At 68.5% G+C, this 17661-nt stretch carries 18 protein-coding genes and 1 tRNA gene; 11 read left to right on the top strand and 8 right to left on the bottom strand.

From position 1 onward, the window contains the following. Position 1: 1 nt before the first annotated feature. The 6 genes from CMO28_RS21075 to CMO28_RS21050 all read right to left on the bottom strand — a co-directional run bounded on the left by CMO28_RS21075 (position 2) and on the right by CMO28_RS21050 (position 5252). The gene (locus CMO28_RS21075) at positions 2-901 is read right to left on the bottom strand and encodes an SAM-dependent methyltransferase (protein WP_062769108.1); all 900 of its coding nucleotides are present in this window, start codon (positions 899-901) and stop codon (positions 2-4) included. A 27-nt stretch (positions 902-928) separates the two neighbouring features. After that, entirely contained in the window at positions 929-1225 is a 297-nt protein-coding gene (locus CMO28_RS21070; RefSeq protein ID WP_062769111.1) for an acyl carrier protein, read from the bottom strand. 192 nt (positions 1226-1417) lie between these two features. Further along, positions 1418-2413, bottom strand: a complete 996-nt coding sequence (locus CMO28_RS21065) for an acyl-CoA desaturase (protein ID WP_062769114.1) — start codon at positions 2411-2413, stop codon at positions 1418-1420. A 147-nt stretch (positions 2414-2560) separates the two neighbouring features. Beyond that, positions 2561-3853, bottom strand: coding sequence for a PAS domain-containing sensor histidine kinase (locus tag CMO28_RS21060; RefSeq protein WP_296716578.1), 1293 nt, complete (start codon positions 3851-3853; stop codon positions 2561-2563). 262 nt (positions 3854-4115) lie between these two features. Continuing rightward, positions 4116-4192: transfer RNA gene (locus CMO28_RS21055), tRNA-Pro, on the bottom strand. A 58-nt stretch (positions 4193-4250) separates the two neighbouring features. Next, positions 4251-5252 carry a polyprenyl synthetase family protein gene (locus CMO28_RS21050; protein WP_296716576.1) on the bottom strand — a complete coding sequence of 334 codons (1002 nt, stop codon included), beginning with the start codon at positions 5250-5252 and terminating at the stop codon, positions 4251-4253. Between the two features lie 335 nt (positions 5253-5587). Here CMO28_RS21050 and CMO28_RS21045 point away from each other — a divergent pair, with 335 nt between their 5' ends. The 11 genes from CMO28_RS21045 (at position 5588) to CMO28_RS20995 (ending at position 16824) form a co-directional block, all read left to right on the top strand. Continuing rightward, a complete protein-coding gene (locus CMO28_RS21045) occupies positions 5588-5899 on the top strand; it encodes a DUF2007 domain-containing protein (RefSeq protein ID WP_296716573.1) in 312 nt (103 codons plus the stop codon). A gap of 2 nt (positions 5900-5901) precedes the next feature. Beyond that, the gene (locus tag CMO28_RS21040) at positions 5902-6714 is read left to right on the top strand and encodes a tRNA1(Val) (adenine(37)-N6)-methyltransferase (RefSeq protein WP_296716571.1); all 813 of its coding nucleotides are present in this window, start codon (positions 5902-5904) and stop codon (positions 6712-6714) included. Between the two features lie 60 nt (positions 6715-6774). Next, the gene (locus CMO28_RS21035; protein WP_296716568.1) at positions 6775-7650 is read left to right on the top strand and encodes a S49 family peptidase; all 876 of its coding nucleotides are present in this window, start codon (positions 6775-6777) and stop codon (positions 7648-7650) included. Positions 7651-7663: 13 nt separating this feature from the next. Next, entirely contained in the window at positions 7664-7915 is a 252-nt protein-coding gene (locus CMO28_RS21030) for a hypothetical protein (RefSeq protein ID WP_296716566.1), read from the top strand. Positions 7916-8153: 238 nt separating this feature from the next. Next, positions 8154-9047, top strand: coding sequence for a glycine--tRNA ligase subunit alpha (locus CMO28_RS21025; RefSeq protein WP_041607673.1), 894 nt, complete (start codon positions 8154-8156; stop codon positions 9045-9047). A 4-nt stretch (positions 9048-9051) separates the two neighbouring features. Next, positions 9052-11127, top strand: coding sequence for a glycine--tRNA ligase subunit beta (gene glyS, locus CMO28_RS21020; protein WP_296716561.1), 2076 nt, complete (start codon positions 9052-9054; stop codon positions 11125-11127). A gap of 8 nt (positions 11128-11135) precedes the next feature. Further along, entirely contained in the window at positions 11136-13802 is a 2667-nt protein-coding gene (gene ppdK, locus CMO28_RS21015) for a pyruvate, phosphate dikinase (protein WP_296716559.1), read from the top strand. 43 nt (positions 13803-13845) lie between these two features. After that, on the top strand, positions 13846-14808 hold the full coding sequence (locus tag CMO28_RS21010; protein WP_296716618.1) for a GTP-binding protein: 963 nt from the start codon (positions 13846-13848) through the stop codon (positions 14806-14808). Positions 14809-14947: 139 nt separating this feature from the next. After that, complete coding sequence (locus CMO28_RS21005; protein WP_296716557.1) at positions 14948-15604, top strand: hypothetical protein; 657 nt, start codon at positions 14948-14950, stop codon at positions 15602-15604. 112 nt (positions 15605-15716) lie between these two features. After that, positions 15717-16349, top strand: coding sequence for a hypothetical protein (locus tag CMO28_RS21000; RefSeq protein ID WP_296716555.1), 633 nt, complete (start codon positions 15717-15719; stop codon positions 16347-16349). A 10-nt stretch (positions 16350-16359) separates the two neighbouring features. Then, the gene (locus CMO28_RS20995; protein WP_296716552.1) at positions 16360-16824 is read left to right on the top strand and encodes a hypothetical protein; all 465 of its coding nucleotides are present in this window, start codon (positions 16360-16362) and stop codon (positions 16822-16824) included. Here the strand turns inward: CMO28_RS20995 and CMO28_RS20990 are convergent. Then, complete coding sequence (locus CMO28_RS20990) at positions 16812-17393, bottom strand: AAA family ATPase (protein WP_062769144.1); 582 nt, start codon at positions 17391-17393, stop codon at positions 16812-16814. The two genes, CMO28_RS20995 and CMO28_RS20990, sit on opposite strands and share 13 nt — an antisense overlap. Then, entirely contained in the window at positions 17390-17611 is a 222-nt protein-coding gene (locus tag CMO28_RS20985) for a hypothetical protein (protein WP_296716547.1), read from the bottom strand. Before CMO28_RS20985 ends, CMO28_RS20990 begins: the two co-directional genes overlap by 4 nt. Positions 17612-17661 lie beyond the last annotated feature (50 nt).

Raw genomic sequence — 17661 nt, 5'->3', positions numbered from 1 at the left:
CTCAACCGGCCTTGCGGAAGCCGATCCGGGCCAGGTTCATGGCGCCGGTGTGGAAGCCGATCATGAACACGCCGCAATACTTCTCGAACCGATCGACCACGGCGGGGCCGACGATGGCTTCGGCCGCCGCGCGATTGGCCCGAAGCCCGTCGAGCCAGCTCTGGAAGGTGCGGACATACATCTCGCGGTCGCACCGCAGGCGCTCCACCTCGAACAGGCGGTCGCAGCCTTCCATGATCTCGTGCAGCCGCGGCAGGTCGCTGTCGGGGAAGACTTCGGCGGCGCAGAAGGCGCTGAAATCCGCCTTGGTCGCCCGGCCGTAGACGATGGTCTGGATCGACATCCGCCCGCCCGGCTTCAGCCAGGAATGGGCGCGTTCGAAGAAGGCGCGATAGCCGGCCTTCTTCTCCGCCTCGGTCGAATCCAGCCGGGCGAAATGTTCGAAGGCCTCCAGCGACACGATGGCGTCATAGGGCGCCTCGGGCTCGAACCCCGCCCAGGGGGTCAGAGCGACTTCGAGCCTGGGGTCGCCGAAGCTCGTCACATGGGTGCGATGGGCCTCGGTCATGGTCATGCCGGTGACGTGGCCTGCGCCCCGTTCCGCCAGCCGCCGCATCATCGAACCCCAGCCGCAGCCGATATCCAGCACCCGCTCCGCGCCGGCGGCATGGGCCTGATCGATGTGGAAGTCCAGCTTGCGGGTCTGGGCGGCCAGGAAGCCCGCCGGATCATCGGTATCGCCGGCCTCGTAGAGCGCACAGGAATAGGTCAGCGACGGGTCGAGCCACAGACCGAAGAAGTCGGTCCCGATGTCGTAATGCGAACGCAGCGCATCCGACGACGTGCCGGGGTGGCCGCCGGCGGGGCTGGTGGGATGGATCTGGTTGGTATCAGGTGACATGGCGCGAACTCCGGTCGGGGCACGGCCTCAGCCGGCAAGGGCGGCTGCAAGATCCTGGACGGTGGGGTGATCGTAGGCGAGCGTGGGCTCCACCTTGCGGCCGAGCCATTCTTCCAGCTCGCCGGTCATCGAAACGACGGCGAGCGAATCGACGCCCATGCGCTCGAAGCGTTCGGTCCGGCGGATTTCGGAGCGATCGCGGCCCAGGCGGTCGGCCAGATAGTCGACGAGCCAGGCCTCGATGGCCGCGGCATCGGGGCGGGTGGCCGCCTGGGCACCAGCGGCGGCCTGCTGGGCGCCAGGAAGCGTGGTCTGGGTGTTCATGGAACAAGTCTCCGGCTGCGGGCTGCGCCCGGCGTTGGAAGGGTCAGAGAGGCTGGAAAACACTCAATCCTGGGTTGATATGCGCATGATATACGCTTGAGACCAGAGAAAATTTCGCGTCCAGCGCGATAATTTCTGATCAGCCCACCCGGGGTGAGATGCGGCCGCAATCAGGGCGGTCGGGCGGGGCGTTCAGGCCGTCACGCGGTCGTCGTCGTCGACCTGCATGCCTGCGGCGGCTGCGGCGCGCTTGGCGCTTATGCTCTCGGGCAGGGGGCGGCGGACATTCCAGGCAAGCCCCACGGCTTCCAGGCTGCGGATGATCCACCAGCCGATATCCACCTCCCAGACCGCCAGGCCGAAGCGGGCGGAGGTGGGGAAGGCATGGTGGTTGTTGTGCCAGGCCTCACCCAGGGTCGGCAGGGCGATCGGCCACAGATTGGTCGACGTGTTCCGGCCGCCGAAGGGCCGGGTGCCGATCATGTGGGTGAGCGAATTGATCGCATTGGTGAAGTGGTAGCTGAGGGTCAGCCGCACCGCGCCGCCCCACAGCAGGCCCAGCACCGCGCCCTGGATGCCGCCGATGGCGAGCGCACCGGCGAGCGCCGGCAGGATCAGCCCCAGGGCCACCCACCACAGATAGCGCTGGTTGATCCACATCAGCAGCCGGTCGCGGGTCAGGTCGCGGGTCACGGCGAAGACATCCGCCGGGCGGTGGCTGAAGGTCCAGCCGGCCTGGGCGTGCCAGAACCCTTCCCAGCGCCCCAGCTGCCGCCCGTTCGCGATCCGCGGGCTGTGCGGGTCGCCGTCACGGTCCGAACGGATGTGATGGACCCGGTGATTGGCCGCCCAGTAGATCGCCGGTCCCTGGGCCGCCATGCAGCCGAGCACGGCGAATACCGCCCGCAGCCATGGCGTGGTCTCGAAGGCGCGATGGGCGAACAGCCGGTGCAGCCCGACGGTGATGCCCGCATAGGTGGCCATATAGGACACGAGCAGAATCATCAGGGCCGCGGCCGGGACGCCGCCGTCATGGACGGCGAGGCCGATGGCGATCAGGCTGCCGATGGCCGGCAGCACCAGGATCGCGAAGGCGTGGCGGGCCTGGGCCCGCCTGAGGCGCGGATCCAGACCGCTCCCCGCTTTGGGGCGGACCGATCCACTGGTCGGCGTGTCAGACGACATCATCCCCCCTTCGTCCGCACCCGTCTGCCGGCTGCGGTCGTTTCAAACCCTGATGTTGCTTTGAATCCTATATGAACAACCCTTGCGAGAAATATCAAGCGCTGTCGGGGACGTGTCGCGGGATGCAACGCCTTATGGTTGTGGGTTGCGTCAGTCGGCCGGGGCGGGGCGAATGCCGGGCGGGCCGGCCACCGGCAGGATCACCCGGGCGATGGTGCCCCTGCCGGGGCTGCTGTCCAGGCGGATATCCCCACCCATCAGCAGGCAGAGCCGCCGGCAGATCGGCAGGCCCAGCCCCGTGCCGCCATAGGTGCGGGCGATGGAGGCATCGGCCTGGATGAAATCTTCGAAAACCCGGGCGAGCTGCGCCTCGGTCATGCCGATGCCGGTATCGGTGACCGTAATTTCGACCAGGTCGCCCCGGCCGTCGACGGAGCCGAGCCGTCGGGCGGCCAGGGTCACCGCGCCGCCGCGGGTGAATTTGCAGGCATTGGACAGAAGGTTCAGCACCACCTGCCGCAGCCGGGTGACATCGCCTTTCAACGTGCCGATGTCGTTGGGGATCTGCGTCTCGAACCGGTTGGTGTTCCGGCGGGCCAGCGGCCGGCAGGTGTGCACCAGCTCGCGCAGCAGGCCGTGGAGATCCACCTCGTCGACCATCAGATCCAGCCGGCCGGCCTCGATCTTGGCCATGTCGAGGATGTCGTCGATCAGCTTCAGCAGATGGGAACCGGCATGGTGAATGTCGGCGGCGTATTCGGCATAGCGCTGCGGCGCCTGATCGCCCAGCAGCTGATCGCGGATGATTTCGGAAAAGCCCAGGATCGCGTTCAGCGGGGCGCGCAACTCGTGGCTGACCCGGGCCAGGAATTCCGATTTGGCGGTGTTGGCGCGCTCGGCTTCCAGGCGGGCGGCGATCGCGATCTCGCGGGCACGGATCGCCACCTCGCGGGCCTCCGCCAGCTGCTGGGTCTGGCGGGCCAGGTGGTCGCGCGCCATCTTCAGCTCGATCTCGCGCTGCTTGATGTCGGTGATGTCGCTGCGCAGGCCGAAAAAGCCGACCCCCGGCACCCTGACCTCGCGGACCAGATGCCAGCGTCCGGCGGTCAGCTGCTCGAAGGGCTGGGGCTGCGGGTTGTGCAGCCGGTGGCGGCGCTTGGCGATATAGGCATCCGGATCAGTCCGGGCCAGCGGATCGAGCACGACACCCGGTGCCACCATGCTGTGGCGGATGACGTCTTCGAAGCTCTGGCCCATCAGCTCCCCGACCGGGGGCATATAGGGGAAGAAATCGCAATAGGCCTGATTGACGAAGGCGACGTGATCATCGGTGTCGTAGATGATCACCGCTTCCGGAATCCGGTTGACCGCCATGCGCAGCAGCCGGTCGGCGTGCTGCACGCGGTCTTCCATCGCGTCGTCGAGGGCTTCTCCGTCAGCCATGAGAGAGGGGTCCGGTGGTTCAGGATGACAGACCGGGGATGTGGCACGACCGCGTCACATTTGATCCGTATGCATTGCATGATGGTGCCGTGATCACCATCAGGTTGCAATGTGAGTCGACATTTGCCCCTCGCAAAATGCCGCAGTGCAGGGACGACCATCCGCAACCCTTGCGGCGTGCGGGATCTGCCCGCCTGTCCCCCGAACGACGACACCCCGGCAGGTTGCCCTGCCGGGGTGTGTCGATCGGACATACCGAAGTTGGTCGGAGTGGCAGGATTCGAACCTGCGGCCCCCGCCTCCCGAAGACGGTGCTCTACCAGGCTGAGCTACACTCCGGTGCGTCCGTGGGGCGCCTTATAGCGGGATCCGGCGGCCCCTGCAAGCAGGTTTTCGATCAGAATCCGCGGGCGATGCAGAACGAGATCAGTTCGTCCAGGGTGCGGCGTTCGATCCCGTCGGCGAAGCCCTGCAACGAGGCGCGGGCGATCTCGCCGTAAGTCTCGGCGCGGCGCAGGGTTTCGCCGAAAGCGTCGTGGCGGCGCATCAGCTCGATGGCCTGTTCCAGGTCGCCCTCGCGCTGGTCCAGCTCTTCCATGGTCCGGGACCAGAAGGCCCGTTCCTCGGCCGTGCCGCGCTCGTGGGCCACGATCACCGGCAGGGTGATCTTGCCTTCGCGGAAATCGTCGCCGATGGTCTTGCCCAGCGCCGCCTGCTCTGCCGAATAGTCCAGCAGGTCGTCGGTCAGCTGGAAGATCACGCCCAGCGCCATGCCGTAGCGCGCCAGCGCTTCGATATCCGCAGCCGGACGGTCGGCGACCACCGGGCCGATCTGGCAGGAGGCCTCGAACAGCTTCGCGGTCTTGCTTTCGATGACGCGCAGATAGGCCGCTTCGTCGGTTTCCAGATCATTGGAGGTGAGCAGCTGCATCACCTCGCCCTCTGCAATCACCGCCGAAGCATCCGAGAGGATGCGCAGCACCTCCAGAGAGCCGTCGCGGGTCATCAGCTGAAAGGCGCGGCTGAACAGGAAGTCGCCGACCAGCACGCTGGCCTTGTTGCCGAAGACCGCATTGGCGGTGGCCTTGCCGCGCCGCAGCTCGCTTTCGTCCACGACATCGTCATGAAGCAGCGTGGCGGTGTGGATGAATTCCACACAGGCCGCCAGCGGCACATGGCGGTCGCCGGCATAGCCGCAGAGCCGGGCCGACATCAGCAGCAGCAGGGGCCTGAGCCGCTTACCGCCGGACGAGACGATATGGCCGGCCAGCTGGGGGATGAGCCCCACCTGGCTCTGCATGTTGTCGATGATGACCTGATTGACACGCTTCAGGTCATCTGCCACCAGAGCCTGAAGGGTCGAGAGGACCTCTTGCGAGGAATGTGCGCGCGCATCCACGAGAGAGCAGCCGATCCGTCTTGTTTCAGGGCAACGTTGAAAAAGAGGGCAACGTTGGACCCGGGGCCGGCAGGGCTTGACGCTCCGCACGGCGCTGGGGAGCATATGAAGTGGCGCGCGGCGCGGTCAAGATGCGCAGCGACGCGAGGGGTGGGTATAGTGTGTCGCCGCACATCCTGCCGCGCTCGTGTGCGTTGCACAAGCCGCTGCGCGTATGTCCGGTGCCCGTCACCGTCTCTTCACCTCGCCCCCTCCCTTCCGCGCCCTCCGTTCAGCGCCCTTCGTTCAGCGCCTGACCGGGAGGCGGCCATGACCTCACCTTCCCGGGATCGCCGATGATGGATGTCGTATTGCTGACCACCGATCCGGTGCGCCTGTCCTGGGCACGCGCGGTTCTGGCCGCCGAAGGCATCGACAGCCTGGTCTTCGACGAACAGATGAGCCTGGCCGAAGGCTCCATCGGTGCCTTTCCGCGCCGGCTGATGGTGGATGACGCCCTGGCGCCGCGCGCCCGCCGCCTGCTCGACGAGGCGGCGCAGGGGCTGGGGGAGACCGCGCCGATCTCGGCTCCGCCGCGCCGGCCTGCACCGCAGGCCACCGGCGGTCTGGCCGGGCTGGTGGCGCGCATGCTGGGGCCCCGACGGTGAACATGGCGACGCCGATCGATCTTCAGGACAGGCTCGCCCGGCACGGCATCGATCCGTCGACGGTCAGCCTGGATCATCTTCTGGGCCGGCGGGTGCAACTCGTTCAGTTCATCCGCGGCTATCGCGCCGCGGTCGACCCGGTGCTGCTGGCCGCCGCCGTGCCGGCGGAACCGGGGCAGCGGGTGCTGGATCTGGGCCTCGGCGCCGGTGCGGCCGGTCTCTGCCTCGCCGCCCGTGTGCCCGGGCTCAGGCTGGTCGGCGTGGAACGCGATGCGGGTGCAGCCGCGCTTGCGCGGGTGAATGCGGGGCTCGCCGGTGCGGCGCTGACCGTGGTGGAGACGGATGTCGGTGCCCGGCTGCAGGGACCGGACGACCCGCGGGCAGAGCCCTTCGACCATGTTCTGACCAACCCGCCGTTTCTCGAGGAGGTCCGCGCCGATCCGCCGCCGGATCCCGGCCGCCGCGCCGCCCATGTCGAGGACGGGATCGGCCTCGGCGCCTGGATCGCCGCCGGGCTGAAGCGGCTGAAGCCCGGCGGCAGCTTCACCATCGTCATGCGCGCCGACCGGCTGGCCGGGATCCTGACCGCGCTGGCCGGGCCCGCCGGTGACATCCGCGTTCTGCCGGTGCACACGGTGGACGACGGCCGGCCGGCCGGCCGGGTGATCGTTCAGGCCCGCAAGGGCCGGCGGACGCCGCTCACCCTGCTGGCGCCGCTGGTGCTGGCGGGGGAGGAGCGGGACTGGACGCCGCCGGTCCGGGCGGTGCTGGAGGATGCGGCGCCGCTGCCGCTTGCTGCGCCCTCCCGGCGTTGACAGCCGCTGCCCGCCACTCGATATGATCCCCCAACCTCTTTATCCGGGAGACATGCCGCCTTGACCGACAAGCCCAGCCGCTTCCGCCGCCTGCTCCGCCTGCTGCCGGTGAAGCGGTTCCGCAATCCGCCGCCGGTCGTGGCCGTGCTGCGGCTCGAGGGCATGATCATGTCCGGCCGCAGCTTCCAGGCGAACCTGTCATACGAGGCGGTGAAGCCGCTGATCGAGCGTGCCTTCAAGCTGCCCGAGGCGAAGGCCGTGGCGCTGGTGATCAATTCCCCCGGCGGCTCGCCGGCCCAGTCCTCGCTGATCTGGAAGCATATCCGGGCGCGCGCCGCAGAAAGGAAGCTGCCGGTGATCGCCTTCGTCGAGGACGTCGCGGCGAGCGGCGGCTACTGGCTGGCGATGGCCGGCGACGAGATCTTCGTCGACGAGACCTCGATGGTCGGCTCGATCGGCGTGGTGTCGGCCGGCTTCGGCTTCGACCGGGCCATGGCGCGGCTCGGGCTCGACCGCCGGGTCTATACCATGGGCAATTCCAAGATGCGGCTCGACCCGTTCCAGCCCGAGAAGGCCGAGGATATCGCCTGGCTGGGCGGCATTCAGGAACAGGTGCACCAGCGCTTCATCGAGGTGGTGCGCGAGCGCCGGGGTGAGCGACTTCAGAAAGCCGGTGATACGCCGCTGTTCGAAGGCGATGTCTGGGTCGGCGCGCGGGCCGTGGAACTGGGGCTGGCCGACGGGCTGGGCGATCTGCGCAGCGTGATGCGCAGCCGTTTCGGCGACGCGGTCCGCTTCGCCATGATCCAGGAGCGCAGCGGCCTGTTCGGCCGGGTGAGGCTGGGCTTGCAGGCCGAGCGCGCCGGTTCGGCCGCCATTGCCGGGCTGGTCGAGCAGGTCGAAGCCCGCGCGCTCTGGTCGCGCTACGGTCTTTAGAGGACGCGGTATCATGCTCAGCCTGTCGAAAATTCTGCTGCTGGTGCTGGTGGTGCTGGCCGTGTTCACCGGGGCCCGGCTGGCGCGGGTTTTCGGCCAGCGGCGCGAGGCGATCCGCCGCGAAGACCGGCGGGAACCCCGCCATGTGCCGCGCCGCCGCCGGGCCGCGCGCGAGGTGGCCGATGCCGACCGCTGCGCCCGCTGCGGCAGCTTCGTGGTGCCCGGCGCCGGCCCCTGTGGCCGCGTCGACTGCCCGATCGGATAAGGCCCGATCGGGCAGGGCTGCATCCTTTGCGTGCATTTAAGGCATTAACCAACCCTTAATCATAGATGCGCCGCCGCATCTCCCCCGGAAACGGGGGGAAGGCGGGGCGGCCCGGCTGCGCACGCATCTTGCGCGAAGCGCGCGATCCTTGACCCTCAACCGGCCGGCGGCTATGTTCGCGCCGCACCAAACGAACCGGTCGGCGGCAGGATTGCCGACACGCATCAGCGGGCTGAGCATGGCGACAGAGCGCAAAGGCGCGCCGTCTTTCCAGGAGATCATTCTCCGTCTCCAGCACTATTGGTCGGAGCGGGGCTGCGTCATCATGCAGCCCTATGACATGGAAGTCGGCGCAGGAACTTTCCATCCGGCCACCACGCTCAGGGCACTTGGCCCCGAGGCCTGGAATGCGGCCTATGTTCAGCCGTCGCGCCGCCCTTCCGACGGCCGCTATGGCGAGAACCCCAACCGGCTGCAGCATTATTACCAGTTCCAGGTGATCATGAAGCCGTCGCCCGAGAACCTGCAGGAGCTGTATCTGGGCAGCCTGGCGGTTCTGGGGATCGACCCGCTGGTCCATGACATCCGCTTCGTCGAGGACGACTGGGAAAGCCCGACCCTCGGCGCCTGGGGGCTTGGCTGGGAAGTCTGGTGCGACGGCATGGAGGTGTCGCAGTTCACCTATTTCCAGCAGGTCGGCGGCATCGAATGCGAGCCGGTCTCGGGTGAGCTGACCTATGGCCTGGAACGCCTGGCGATGTTCATCCAGGGCGTGGAGAACATCTACGACCTGGCCTATAACGACCGCGGCGTTCGCTATGGCGACATCTTCCTCAGGGCCGAGCGCGACTATTCGGCGCACAATTTCGAACACGCCGACACAGGCATGCTGTTCCGGCACTTTGCCGATGCCGAGGCCGAATGCGCCCGCCTTCTGGCGGCACGTCTGGCCCAGCCGGCCTATGACCAGTGCATCAAGGCCAGCCATCTCTTCAACCTGCTGGATGCGCGCGGCGTGATCAGCGTGACCGAGCGTGCGGCCTATATCGGCCGGGTGCGGGCGCTGGCCAAGGGCTGCTGCGAGGCCTGGATTGCGGGCAGCCCCTCCGTCTCCGCCGCCGGAAAGGCCTGATCCCATGGCCGAACTGCTTCTCGAACTTCTGTCGGAAGAGATCCCCGCCCGCATGCAGGGCCGGGCCGCCGACGATCTGGCGCGCCTGGTGACCGAGCGGCTGACCGCCCAGCGGATCACCTTCGGCCGGGCCGAGGCCTTTTCGACCCCGCGCCGCCTGACCCTGGTGATCCACGATCTGGCCGAGGCCCAGCCCGACCGGGCGGAAGAGCGCCGCGGCCCGCGGGTCGGTGCGCCCGAACAGGCGCTGGCGGGGTTCCTCGCCGCCAACAATGCCGACCGTTCGTCGCTGATCGAGCGCGAGACGCCCAAGGGCAGCTTCTGGTTCCTCGACGTGTTCGAGGCGGGCCGCCCGACCATCGAGGGGCTGCCCGAGCTGATCACGGGTGCGCTCGCCGATCTGCCCTGGCCCAAATCCATGCGCTGGGGGGCCCATCAGATCCGCTGGGTGCGGCCGCTGCGCTCGATCCTCTGCCTGTTCGGCGGCGCGGTCGTGCCGGTGCGCTTCGGTCATCTGACCGCGGGCAACATCACCCAGGGCCATCGCTTCCTGGCGCCGGCCACCATCGAGGTGCATGATTTCGCCGGCTATCGCGCGGCGCTGGCCGGCGCCCATGTGGTGCTGGACGCGGCCGAGCGGCGGCGGAAGATCGCATCGGATGCCGCGGCACTCGCTTCCGATCTGGGGCTGATGCTGCGCGCCGATGAAGGCCTGCTGGAAGAGGTGGCCGGGTTGGTCGAATGGCCGACCGTGCTGGCTGGCCGTATCGACGATGCCTTCATGGATGTGCCGTCCGAGGTTCTGGTCTCGGCCATGCGCACCCATCAGCGCTATTTCGTCGCCGAGGATGCCCGTGGCCGTCTGGCGCCGGTCTTCGTGCTGGTGAGCAACCTCGCCCCCGATGCCGAGGGGGCGAAGGTGATCGTCCACGGCAATGAACGGGTGCTGCGCGCCCGCCTCGCCGACGCCAAATTCTTCTGGGATACCGACCGTCAGACCCGCCTGGATGCGCGTCTCGACCGGCTGCAGGCGATCCTGTTCCAGGCGAAGCTCGGCACCGTCGCCGACAAGGCCGGGCGGATCGCGGCGCTGGCCCGACAGCTGGCGGCCCATGTGCCGGGTGCCGATCCGGCGCTGGCGGAGCGGGCGGGCCGACTGGCCAAGGCCGATCTCGTCACCGGCATGGTCGGCGAATTCCCCGAGATCCAGGGCATCATGGGCCGCTACTACGCGACCCATGACGGCGAGTCCGTCGAGGTCGCCCAGGCGATCGGCGATCACTATGCGCCGGTCGGCGCATCCGACGGCGTGCCGACCGCCCCCTTGTCGGTGGCGGTGGCGCTGGCCGACAAGCTCGACACCCTGGCCGGCTTCTTCGCGATCGACGAGAAGCCGACCGGCTCGAAGGACCCCTATGCGCTGCGCCGTGCGGCGCTGGGCGTGCTGCGCATCCTGATCGAGACCGGCGTGCGCCTGCCGCTCAAGGCGGCGATTTCGGCGGCAGCCGAAGGCTACCGGCCGATCCTCGGCGAGATCGACACGGGTCGCCTGCATGGTGATCTGATGGGCTTTTTCGCCGATCGGTTGAAGGTCTTGATGCGCGACCGTGGCGTGCGCCATGATCTGATCGCGGCGACGCTGGCGGGTGTGGATGACGACGACGTCGTCCGGCTGCTGGCGCGCGTGCGGGCCCTGCAGTCATTCCTGGACGGCGAGGATGGGGCGAACCTGCTGGCGGCGTACCGGCGGGCGAGCAACATCGTGCGTATCGAAGAGAAGAAGGACGGGACGACCTATGGTGGCGACGCCGATGCGGCGCTGCTGGTCGAACCCGAAGAGGTGGCGCTTCACGGCGCCCTCGTGCAGGCGCGGGCGGATATCGCTGCGGCGCTGGCCGGGGAGGAGTACGAGCGGGCGATGACGGCTCTGGCGGGGATCCGGGTGCCGGTCGACGCGTTCTTCGACCGTGTGACGGTCAATTGCGATATGCCGGAGCGTCGGCGCAACCGGCTCCACCTGCTGTCCGAGATCCGGGCGGCGCTGGAAGCCGTGGCCGATTTTTCGAAGATCGAAGGGTGAGTCGACCGATGACCAAGTGGGTGTACAGTTTCGGCCGCAACGGCTCCGAAGGCACCGCTGACATGCGTAATCTTCTCGGCGGCAAGGGTGCGAACCTGGCCGAGATGAGCAATCTGGGCCTGCCGGTTCCGCCCGGTCTGACGATCACCACCGAGGTCTGCACCTATTATTACGCCAACGGCCAGAGCTATCCGGCCGAGCTTGAGGCGCAGGTGTCGGAAGCGCTGGCCAAGGTCGAGACCGAGATGGGCATGCGCTTCGGCGATGCCGAGAACCCGCTGCTGGTCTCGGTCCGCTCCGGTGCCCGCGCCTCGATGCCCGGCATGATGGATACGGTGCTGAACCTGGGCCTCAGCCCGGTGACGGTCGAAGGCCTCGCCCGCCGCAGCGGCGACGAGCGCTTCGCCTATGACAGCTATCGTCGCTTCATCCAGATGTATTCCGACGTCGTACTCGGCGTCGACCACAGCTTCTTCGAGGACCGGCTGGAGGCGCGCAAGGAAGAGCGCGGCTACCATCTCGACACCGAGATGACCGCCGATGACTGGAAGTCGCTGATCGACGACTACAAGGCGATCGTCGAGCGCGAGCTGGGCCGTCCGTTCCCGGATGACCCGCGCGAGCAGCTCTGGGGGGCGATCAGCGCGGTGTTCGGGTCGTGGATGAACCAGCGCGCCAAGACCTATCGCCGTCTGCACAACATCCCCGCCGAATGGGGCACCGCCGTCAACGTGCAGGCGATGGTGTTCGGGAACATGGGCGATGACTGCGCGACCGGCGTGGCCTTCACCCGCAATCCCTCGACCGGCGTCAAGGAGTTCTACGGCGAGTTCCTGGTCAACGCTCAGGGCGAGGACGTGGTGGCGGGCATCCGCACCCCGCAGCATCTGACGGTTGCCGGCAAGCAGGCCAACGGCTCTTCCGATCCCTCGATGGAAGAGGAAATGCCCGAGGTCTTCGGCGAGCTGGTCGCCGTGAAGGACCGGCTGGAGCAGCATTACCGGGATATGCAGGACATCGAGTTCACGGTCCAGCAGGGCCGGCTCTACATGCTGCAGACCCGCAACGGCAAGCGCACCGCCGCCGCCGCGCTCAAGATCGCGGTCGACATGGCGGAAGAGGGGCTGATCACCCACGAGCAGGCGGTGGCACGCATCGAGGCCCAGGCGCTGGATCAGCTGCTGCACCCGACGCTGGATCCCAAGGCGCCCAAGCAGGTCATCGCCAAGGGTCTGCCGGCCTCTCCCGGTGCCGCGTCGGGCGTGGTGGTCTTCACGGCCGACGAGGCCGAGAAGCGTGCGCAGGGCGGCGAGGACGTCATCCTGGTCCGCATCGAGACCAGCCCCGAAGACATTCACGGCATGCATGCCGCCCGCGGCATCCTGACCGCCCGCGGCGGCATGACCAGCCATGCGGCGGTGGTCGCCCGCGGCATGGGCCGCGCCTGCGTGTCGGGTGCCGGCACCGTGCGCATCGACTATGCGAAGGGCCAGTTCACCGTCGCCGACGTCACCGTCAAGGCGGGTGAGACCATCACCATCGACGGCGGCAAGGGCGAGGTCATGCTCGGCCGCGTGCCGACCATCAAGCCGGACCTGTCGGGCGATTTCGGCACGCTGATGGCCTGGGCGGACGAGATTCGCACCCTCAAGGTCCGGACCAATGCCGAGACCCCGCTGGATGCCGAGACCGCGCGCACCTTCGGTGCCGAGGGCATCGGCCTCTGCCGGACCGAGCACATGTTCTTCAGCGATGACCGCATCATCGCGGTGCGCCAGATGATCCTGTCGGACGATGCCGACGGCCGTCGCGCGGCGCTGGCCAAGCTGCTGCCGATGCAGCGCGGCGACTTCGTCTCGCTGTTCCGGATCATGGCCGGCCTGCCGGTGACGGTGCGCCTGCTCGACCCGCCGCTCCACGAGTTCCTGCCGCACAGCGAGAAGGAAATCGCCGAGGTGGCTGCCGCCTCGGGCATGGACGCGCAGAAGCTGGCCGCCCGCGCCTCGGCCCTGCACGAGAGCAACCCGATGCTGGGTCATCGCGGCTGCCGTCTGGGCATCTCGTATCCCGAGATCTACGAGATGCAGGCCCGCGCGATCCTGGAAGCGGCGGTCGAGGTCTCGGCCGAGCTGGGCCAGACCGTGACCCCTGAGATCATGATCCCGCTGGTCGCGACCCGTCGCGAGCTGGAGATCCTGCGCAAGCTGGTCGACGACACCGCGGCCAAGGTCTTCGCCGAGAAGGGCGCGAAGGTCGAATATCTGGTCGGCACCATGATCGAGCTGCCGCGCGCCGCCCTTCAGGCCGCGAAGATCGCCGAGGTGGGCGAGTTCTTCAGCTTCGGCACCAATGACCTGACCCAGACCACCTTCGGCATCAGCCGCGACGATTCGGGCGCCTTCCTCGACAGCTATCGCGAGGCCGGCATCTTCGATCAGGATCCCTTCGTCAGCCTGGACCAGGACGGCGTCGGCGAGCTGGTGAAGATCGCGGCCGAGCGCGGCCGTTCGACCCGCCCCGACATCAAGCTCGGCATCTGCGGCGAGCATGGCGGCGACCCGGCGTCGATCGACTTCTGCCAGCGCGCCGGCCTCGACTATGTCTCGTGCTCGCCCTATCGCGTGCCGATTGCGCGTCTGGCCGCCGCCCAGGCGGCGCTCCGCGCCCGCGGCTGACGGCCGGGACAGCGGCATGACAGGTGGTTCCGACGGGAACAGGATGGAGGCCGGCAGCAGCGCTGCCGGCCTCCGCCGTCTCGACGCCATCCGGGGCGGCGGCAAGCCGGCGCTCGCCCGCGCGCTGGCGGAGCTGGAAAGCCGGGCCGGGCGGCCCGAGACCGCGGCCCTGCTCGATGCCGCGCACGAGGCGCCGGCCGCCCGGGTTCTGGGCATCACCGGCCCGCCCGGCGTCGGCAAATCCTCGCTGCTTTCGGCCCTGATCCGGTCCTATCGCGACCAGGGCCGCAGCGTAGGCGTGATCGCCGTCGACCCGTCGTCGAAGCGTACCAAGGGCGCGCTGCTTGGCGACCGGACCCGGATTCAGACCGATCCTGAAGACCAGGGCGTGTTCATCCGCTCGATGGCCGCCCGCGACCGGCTGGGCGGGCTTGCCGATCTGACCATCGCCGCCACCGTGCTGATGCGCGCGGTGTTCGATGTGGTGCTGGTCGAAACGGTGGGCGTCGGCCAGTCCGAGACCGATGTGGAAGAGGTCGCCGACACGGTGCTGTTCTGCGTCCAGCCCGCTTCGGGCGACAGCCTGCAGTTCATGAAGGCGGGTATCATGGAGATCCCGGACCTGGCGGTGGTGACCAAGGCCGATATCGGGCCTGCGGCGGAACGCGCCCGCACCGATGTCGCGACCGCGCTCAAGGCCGTGGGCCTCAGGGCAGACGGCTGGAAGGTGCCGGTGCTGAAGGTCGCCTCGGCGACGGGCGAGGGGATCGGGGATCTGATCGCAGCCGCCGACCGTCATCACGACTGGCTGATCGCCGAAGACCGGCTGGCGCCGCGGCGTGCGGCCCAGGCCGAGGGCTGGATCGCCTCGTCGCTCAAGGATCGTTTCGGAACCGAGGGTCTGCGCCGCCTGGGCCGCGCGGATGCCGGTGCCCCGGCAGGGCAGGGGCCGTTCCGGCGTCTGGCCGCCGCGGCGGAAGAGCTGACCGCGCGTCTCGACCGCTGACGCGGGCGTGCCGGTCCGGCAGTATGGTCGGGTGATGCATCGCATGAGGACCGCAAGAGGCCGGATCCACCGGCCCCGGGGCCCCGGTCCGATCGTGCCGGCGGGCAGAAGGCCCGCCTGGATGGGAGACGTCTGGACGATGACCGCGATCCTTTGCCGCCGCCTTGCCGCGGCCGCCTTCCGCGCCACCACGGCCAGCCTGGCCGCGGCGCTGCCCCTGGCACTGCCTGCGGCCCTGACCGTGGCGCTGCCTTTGGGCCTTGCCGGCCCCGCCCGCGCGGCCGGCCTCGACAGCGGCACGGTTGGCCGCTGGCTCGATGCTTCGCAGGCGCTGGAAGCCTGGAGCAACACTCTGCCCGAAGACCGTCGCGAAGCGCTGGACGGGGCCGGCGACCCTGCGGCGATGATGGGAGATATGGCCGACGGGCGCATGCTCTCTGCCGCCGTGTCGCGCATGGCCGGCGCGCCCGAGGCGGCGCAGGCGGCGGGTATCGTCTCGAAACACGGCTTCTCGGGCCTCGACGACTGGGCGACCGTCGGCGACCGCGTGATGCAGGCCTATATGGCGATCGAGATGCAGGGCGAGGACGTCCAGGGCCAGCGGGCCGAGATGGAGGCCGCGCGCAGCCAGATCATGAATTCGCCCGACATGACCGCCGAGCAGAAGAAGATGATGCTGCAGATGCTGGGCAATGCCGGGGCGATGATGGACCAGGCCGGCAAGGCCGACCCGGCCGACGTTGCCGCGGTGCAGCCGCATCTGGAGCGCATCCGGAGCATGAACGGCACCGAATGACCGGCCTGTGACGGTTCGGGCGGGCTGCTGCCATGCGGGCGGCGGCCCGCGCGGCCTGCCTTCACCGCCCAGCCTTCACCGCGCTGCCTTCCCCGCCACAAGGATCCCCCCCGTGCAGATCGCCCGCCGCCTGCTGGTTCTGGCGCTTGCCGCCGCCCTTCCGATGACCGCACTCGTGGCCGCCCCCCGCGCGGCACGTGCCGCCGGGGAGGCAGCTGTCGCCCAGGACGGTCCCTTGACCGGCGAGGTGGTGAGCCGCTGGCTCGACAGCTGGCAGGCGTTCACGGCCTGGTCGGGGGCTCTGCCGCCGGATCGGCGCGCGGAGATCGGCCAGGCGATCCGCGATCATCGGGCGGCGACGCCGACGCAGCCGGGCCGGGATCTTGCGGCGATGACCGCCGCGATCGAGGGCATGCCGGAATGGCACGAGGCCTCGGCCATGATGATGAAGCGCGGTTTTGCCGATCTCGCTGCCTGGGCCGCGACCGGCGATCGGATCATGCAGGCTTATCTGACGCTCGATTACGACAGCCCGGCATCGGTTGCCGCCCGGGCCGAGCGTGACGCCCTGAGAACGCGGATCCGTGACAGCGACCAGCTGACCGACGCCCAGAAGCAGCAGCTGCTGCAGAGCTACGGCCCGTCGGAAGAGATGAACCGCCCGGTGATGGCGATCCCCGCGGCCGAGCTGGAGGCGGTGCGCCCCCATATGGAGCGGCTGCGTGCGCTCCAACCTCAGGGATAACGGCAGTCGGATGACCACCGCCCTGCGCCGCATCCTTGGCCTCGTCATAGCCGCCTATGGCGGCTATGCGGCTTTTCTACTGGTCGAGGTGCTGGATTTCCTGGCCCTGCTGCGTGCCCCGCCTCGGGGGATGCATGCGACCTACGACATCGTCGACGTCGCCTTTTTCATGGTCGAGTTCATCGTCTGCGGCCTGCTCGCGCTGGTCTTCCTCACCCTCAGACTGGCGGGGCGCCCCGGCTGGCCGCTGGCGGCAGCCTGCGCCGCTCTGACGCTGGGCCGGGCCTGCCTCGGCTGGTATCTCTACCTCCATATCGGCTCGGCCGAACAGATCACCCCCTTCATCTACAAGGACGCCAATGCCTTCAGCGGCATGGCGCGGATGATCTTCGTGCCCGGGCAGGCGGTGCTTGGGGTGGTTGCGACGGTGATCGGGGCGCGTCGCCCAAGGTCTGCGGGCGATCAGCGCCTGTAACCTGTCACGATGTCTGCTGCCCAGCGCGGCAGGTCAGGGCTTGCGAAGCGAAGGTGTCGGCCTTCCGTGCGAAGGATAAGGCGCCACCGATCTCGGGAGTTGTCGAACAGCCAGAGCCTGTCCACCAGCGGCAGGGCCCTGTGGAGGTTCGCCATGCTTCGGTCGAAACGTCTGAGGATATCTGCGGGCGGTATGTCATGGCCACCCGCGGAAACACGTGCCGCGACGCGCGCCAATGACAGGCCCACATCGTCCAGACCGACATAGACGAGGCTGGTTTTGTAGCCGACGTCTCTTGCCGTCGTCAGAAGGCGGAGAGGGGCCTGTCCGGTCAGTGTCGTCTCGACGGCAAAGCTTCGGCGCTCGGCCAGATAAAGGCGCTGCTCCTTCAGGGCCACTCTGCCGGCGCGTGCCGCCTGGTCTGCGGTGAAGCGGCCGCCGCCCGCAAGATTCGCAGCAATGGTGTCGGGATTGATGACGTGCAACCGCGTCAAAAGAGAGATGTAACGGCGCGTCAGGCTCGATTTGCCGGCGCCGTTGGGGCCGGCGATCACCCACAGGCGAGTCACGCTGCCGACAGCTCCCCGATCAGGGTTTCCCGGCCGGTTTCAAAGCTCACCAGTTCCCTGCGGCCGTCAGGATACTGTTTGATGACCTGCCGCGGTGGAAGGTCGGAGGTTCTGTAGTAGATCGGGCGCCCGGCAGCGAGGTGCCCGGCAGCCTCTGAGCTGTCCTCCCCTGCCTCGTCCAGCATCCGCGCCAGAGTATCCTCCGGTGCTGTCGACATATTTCTGTTCCTCCGGGATCGTGCCGTATGCCACCGATGATCCCGTGAAA

The sequence above is a fragment of the Tistrella sp. genome, assembly GCF_002684955.1.
GTDB classification, from domain to species: Bacteria; Pseudomonadota; Alphaproteobacteria; order Tistrellales; family Tistrellaceae; genus Tistrella; species Tistrella mobilis.
This window is presented reverse-complemented; position numbering and strand designations above follow the sequence as displayed.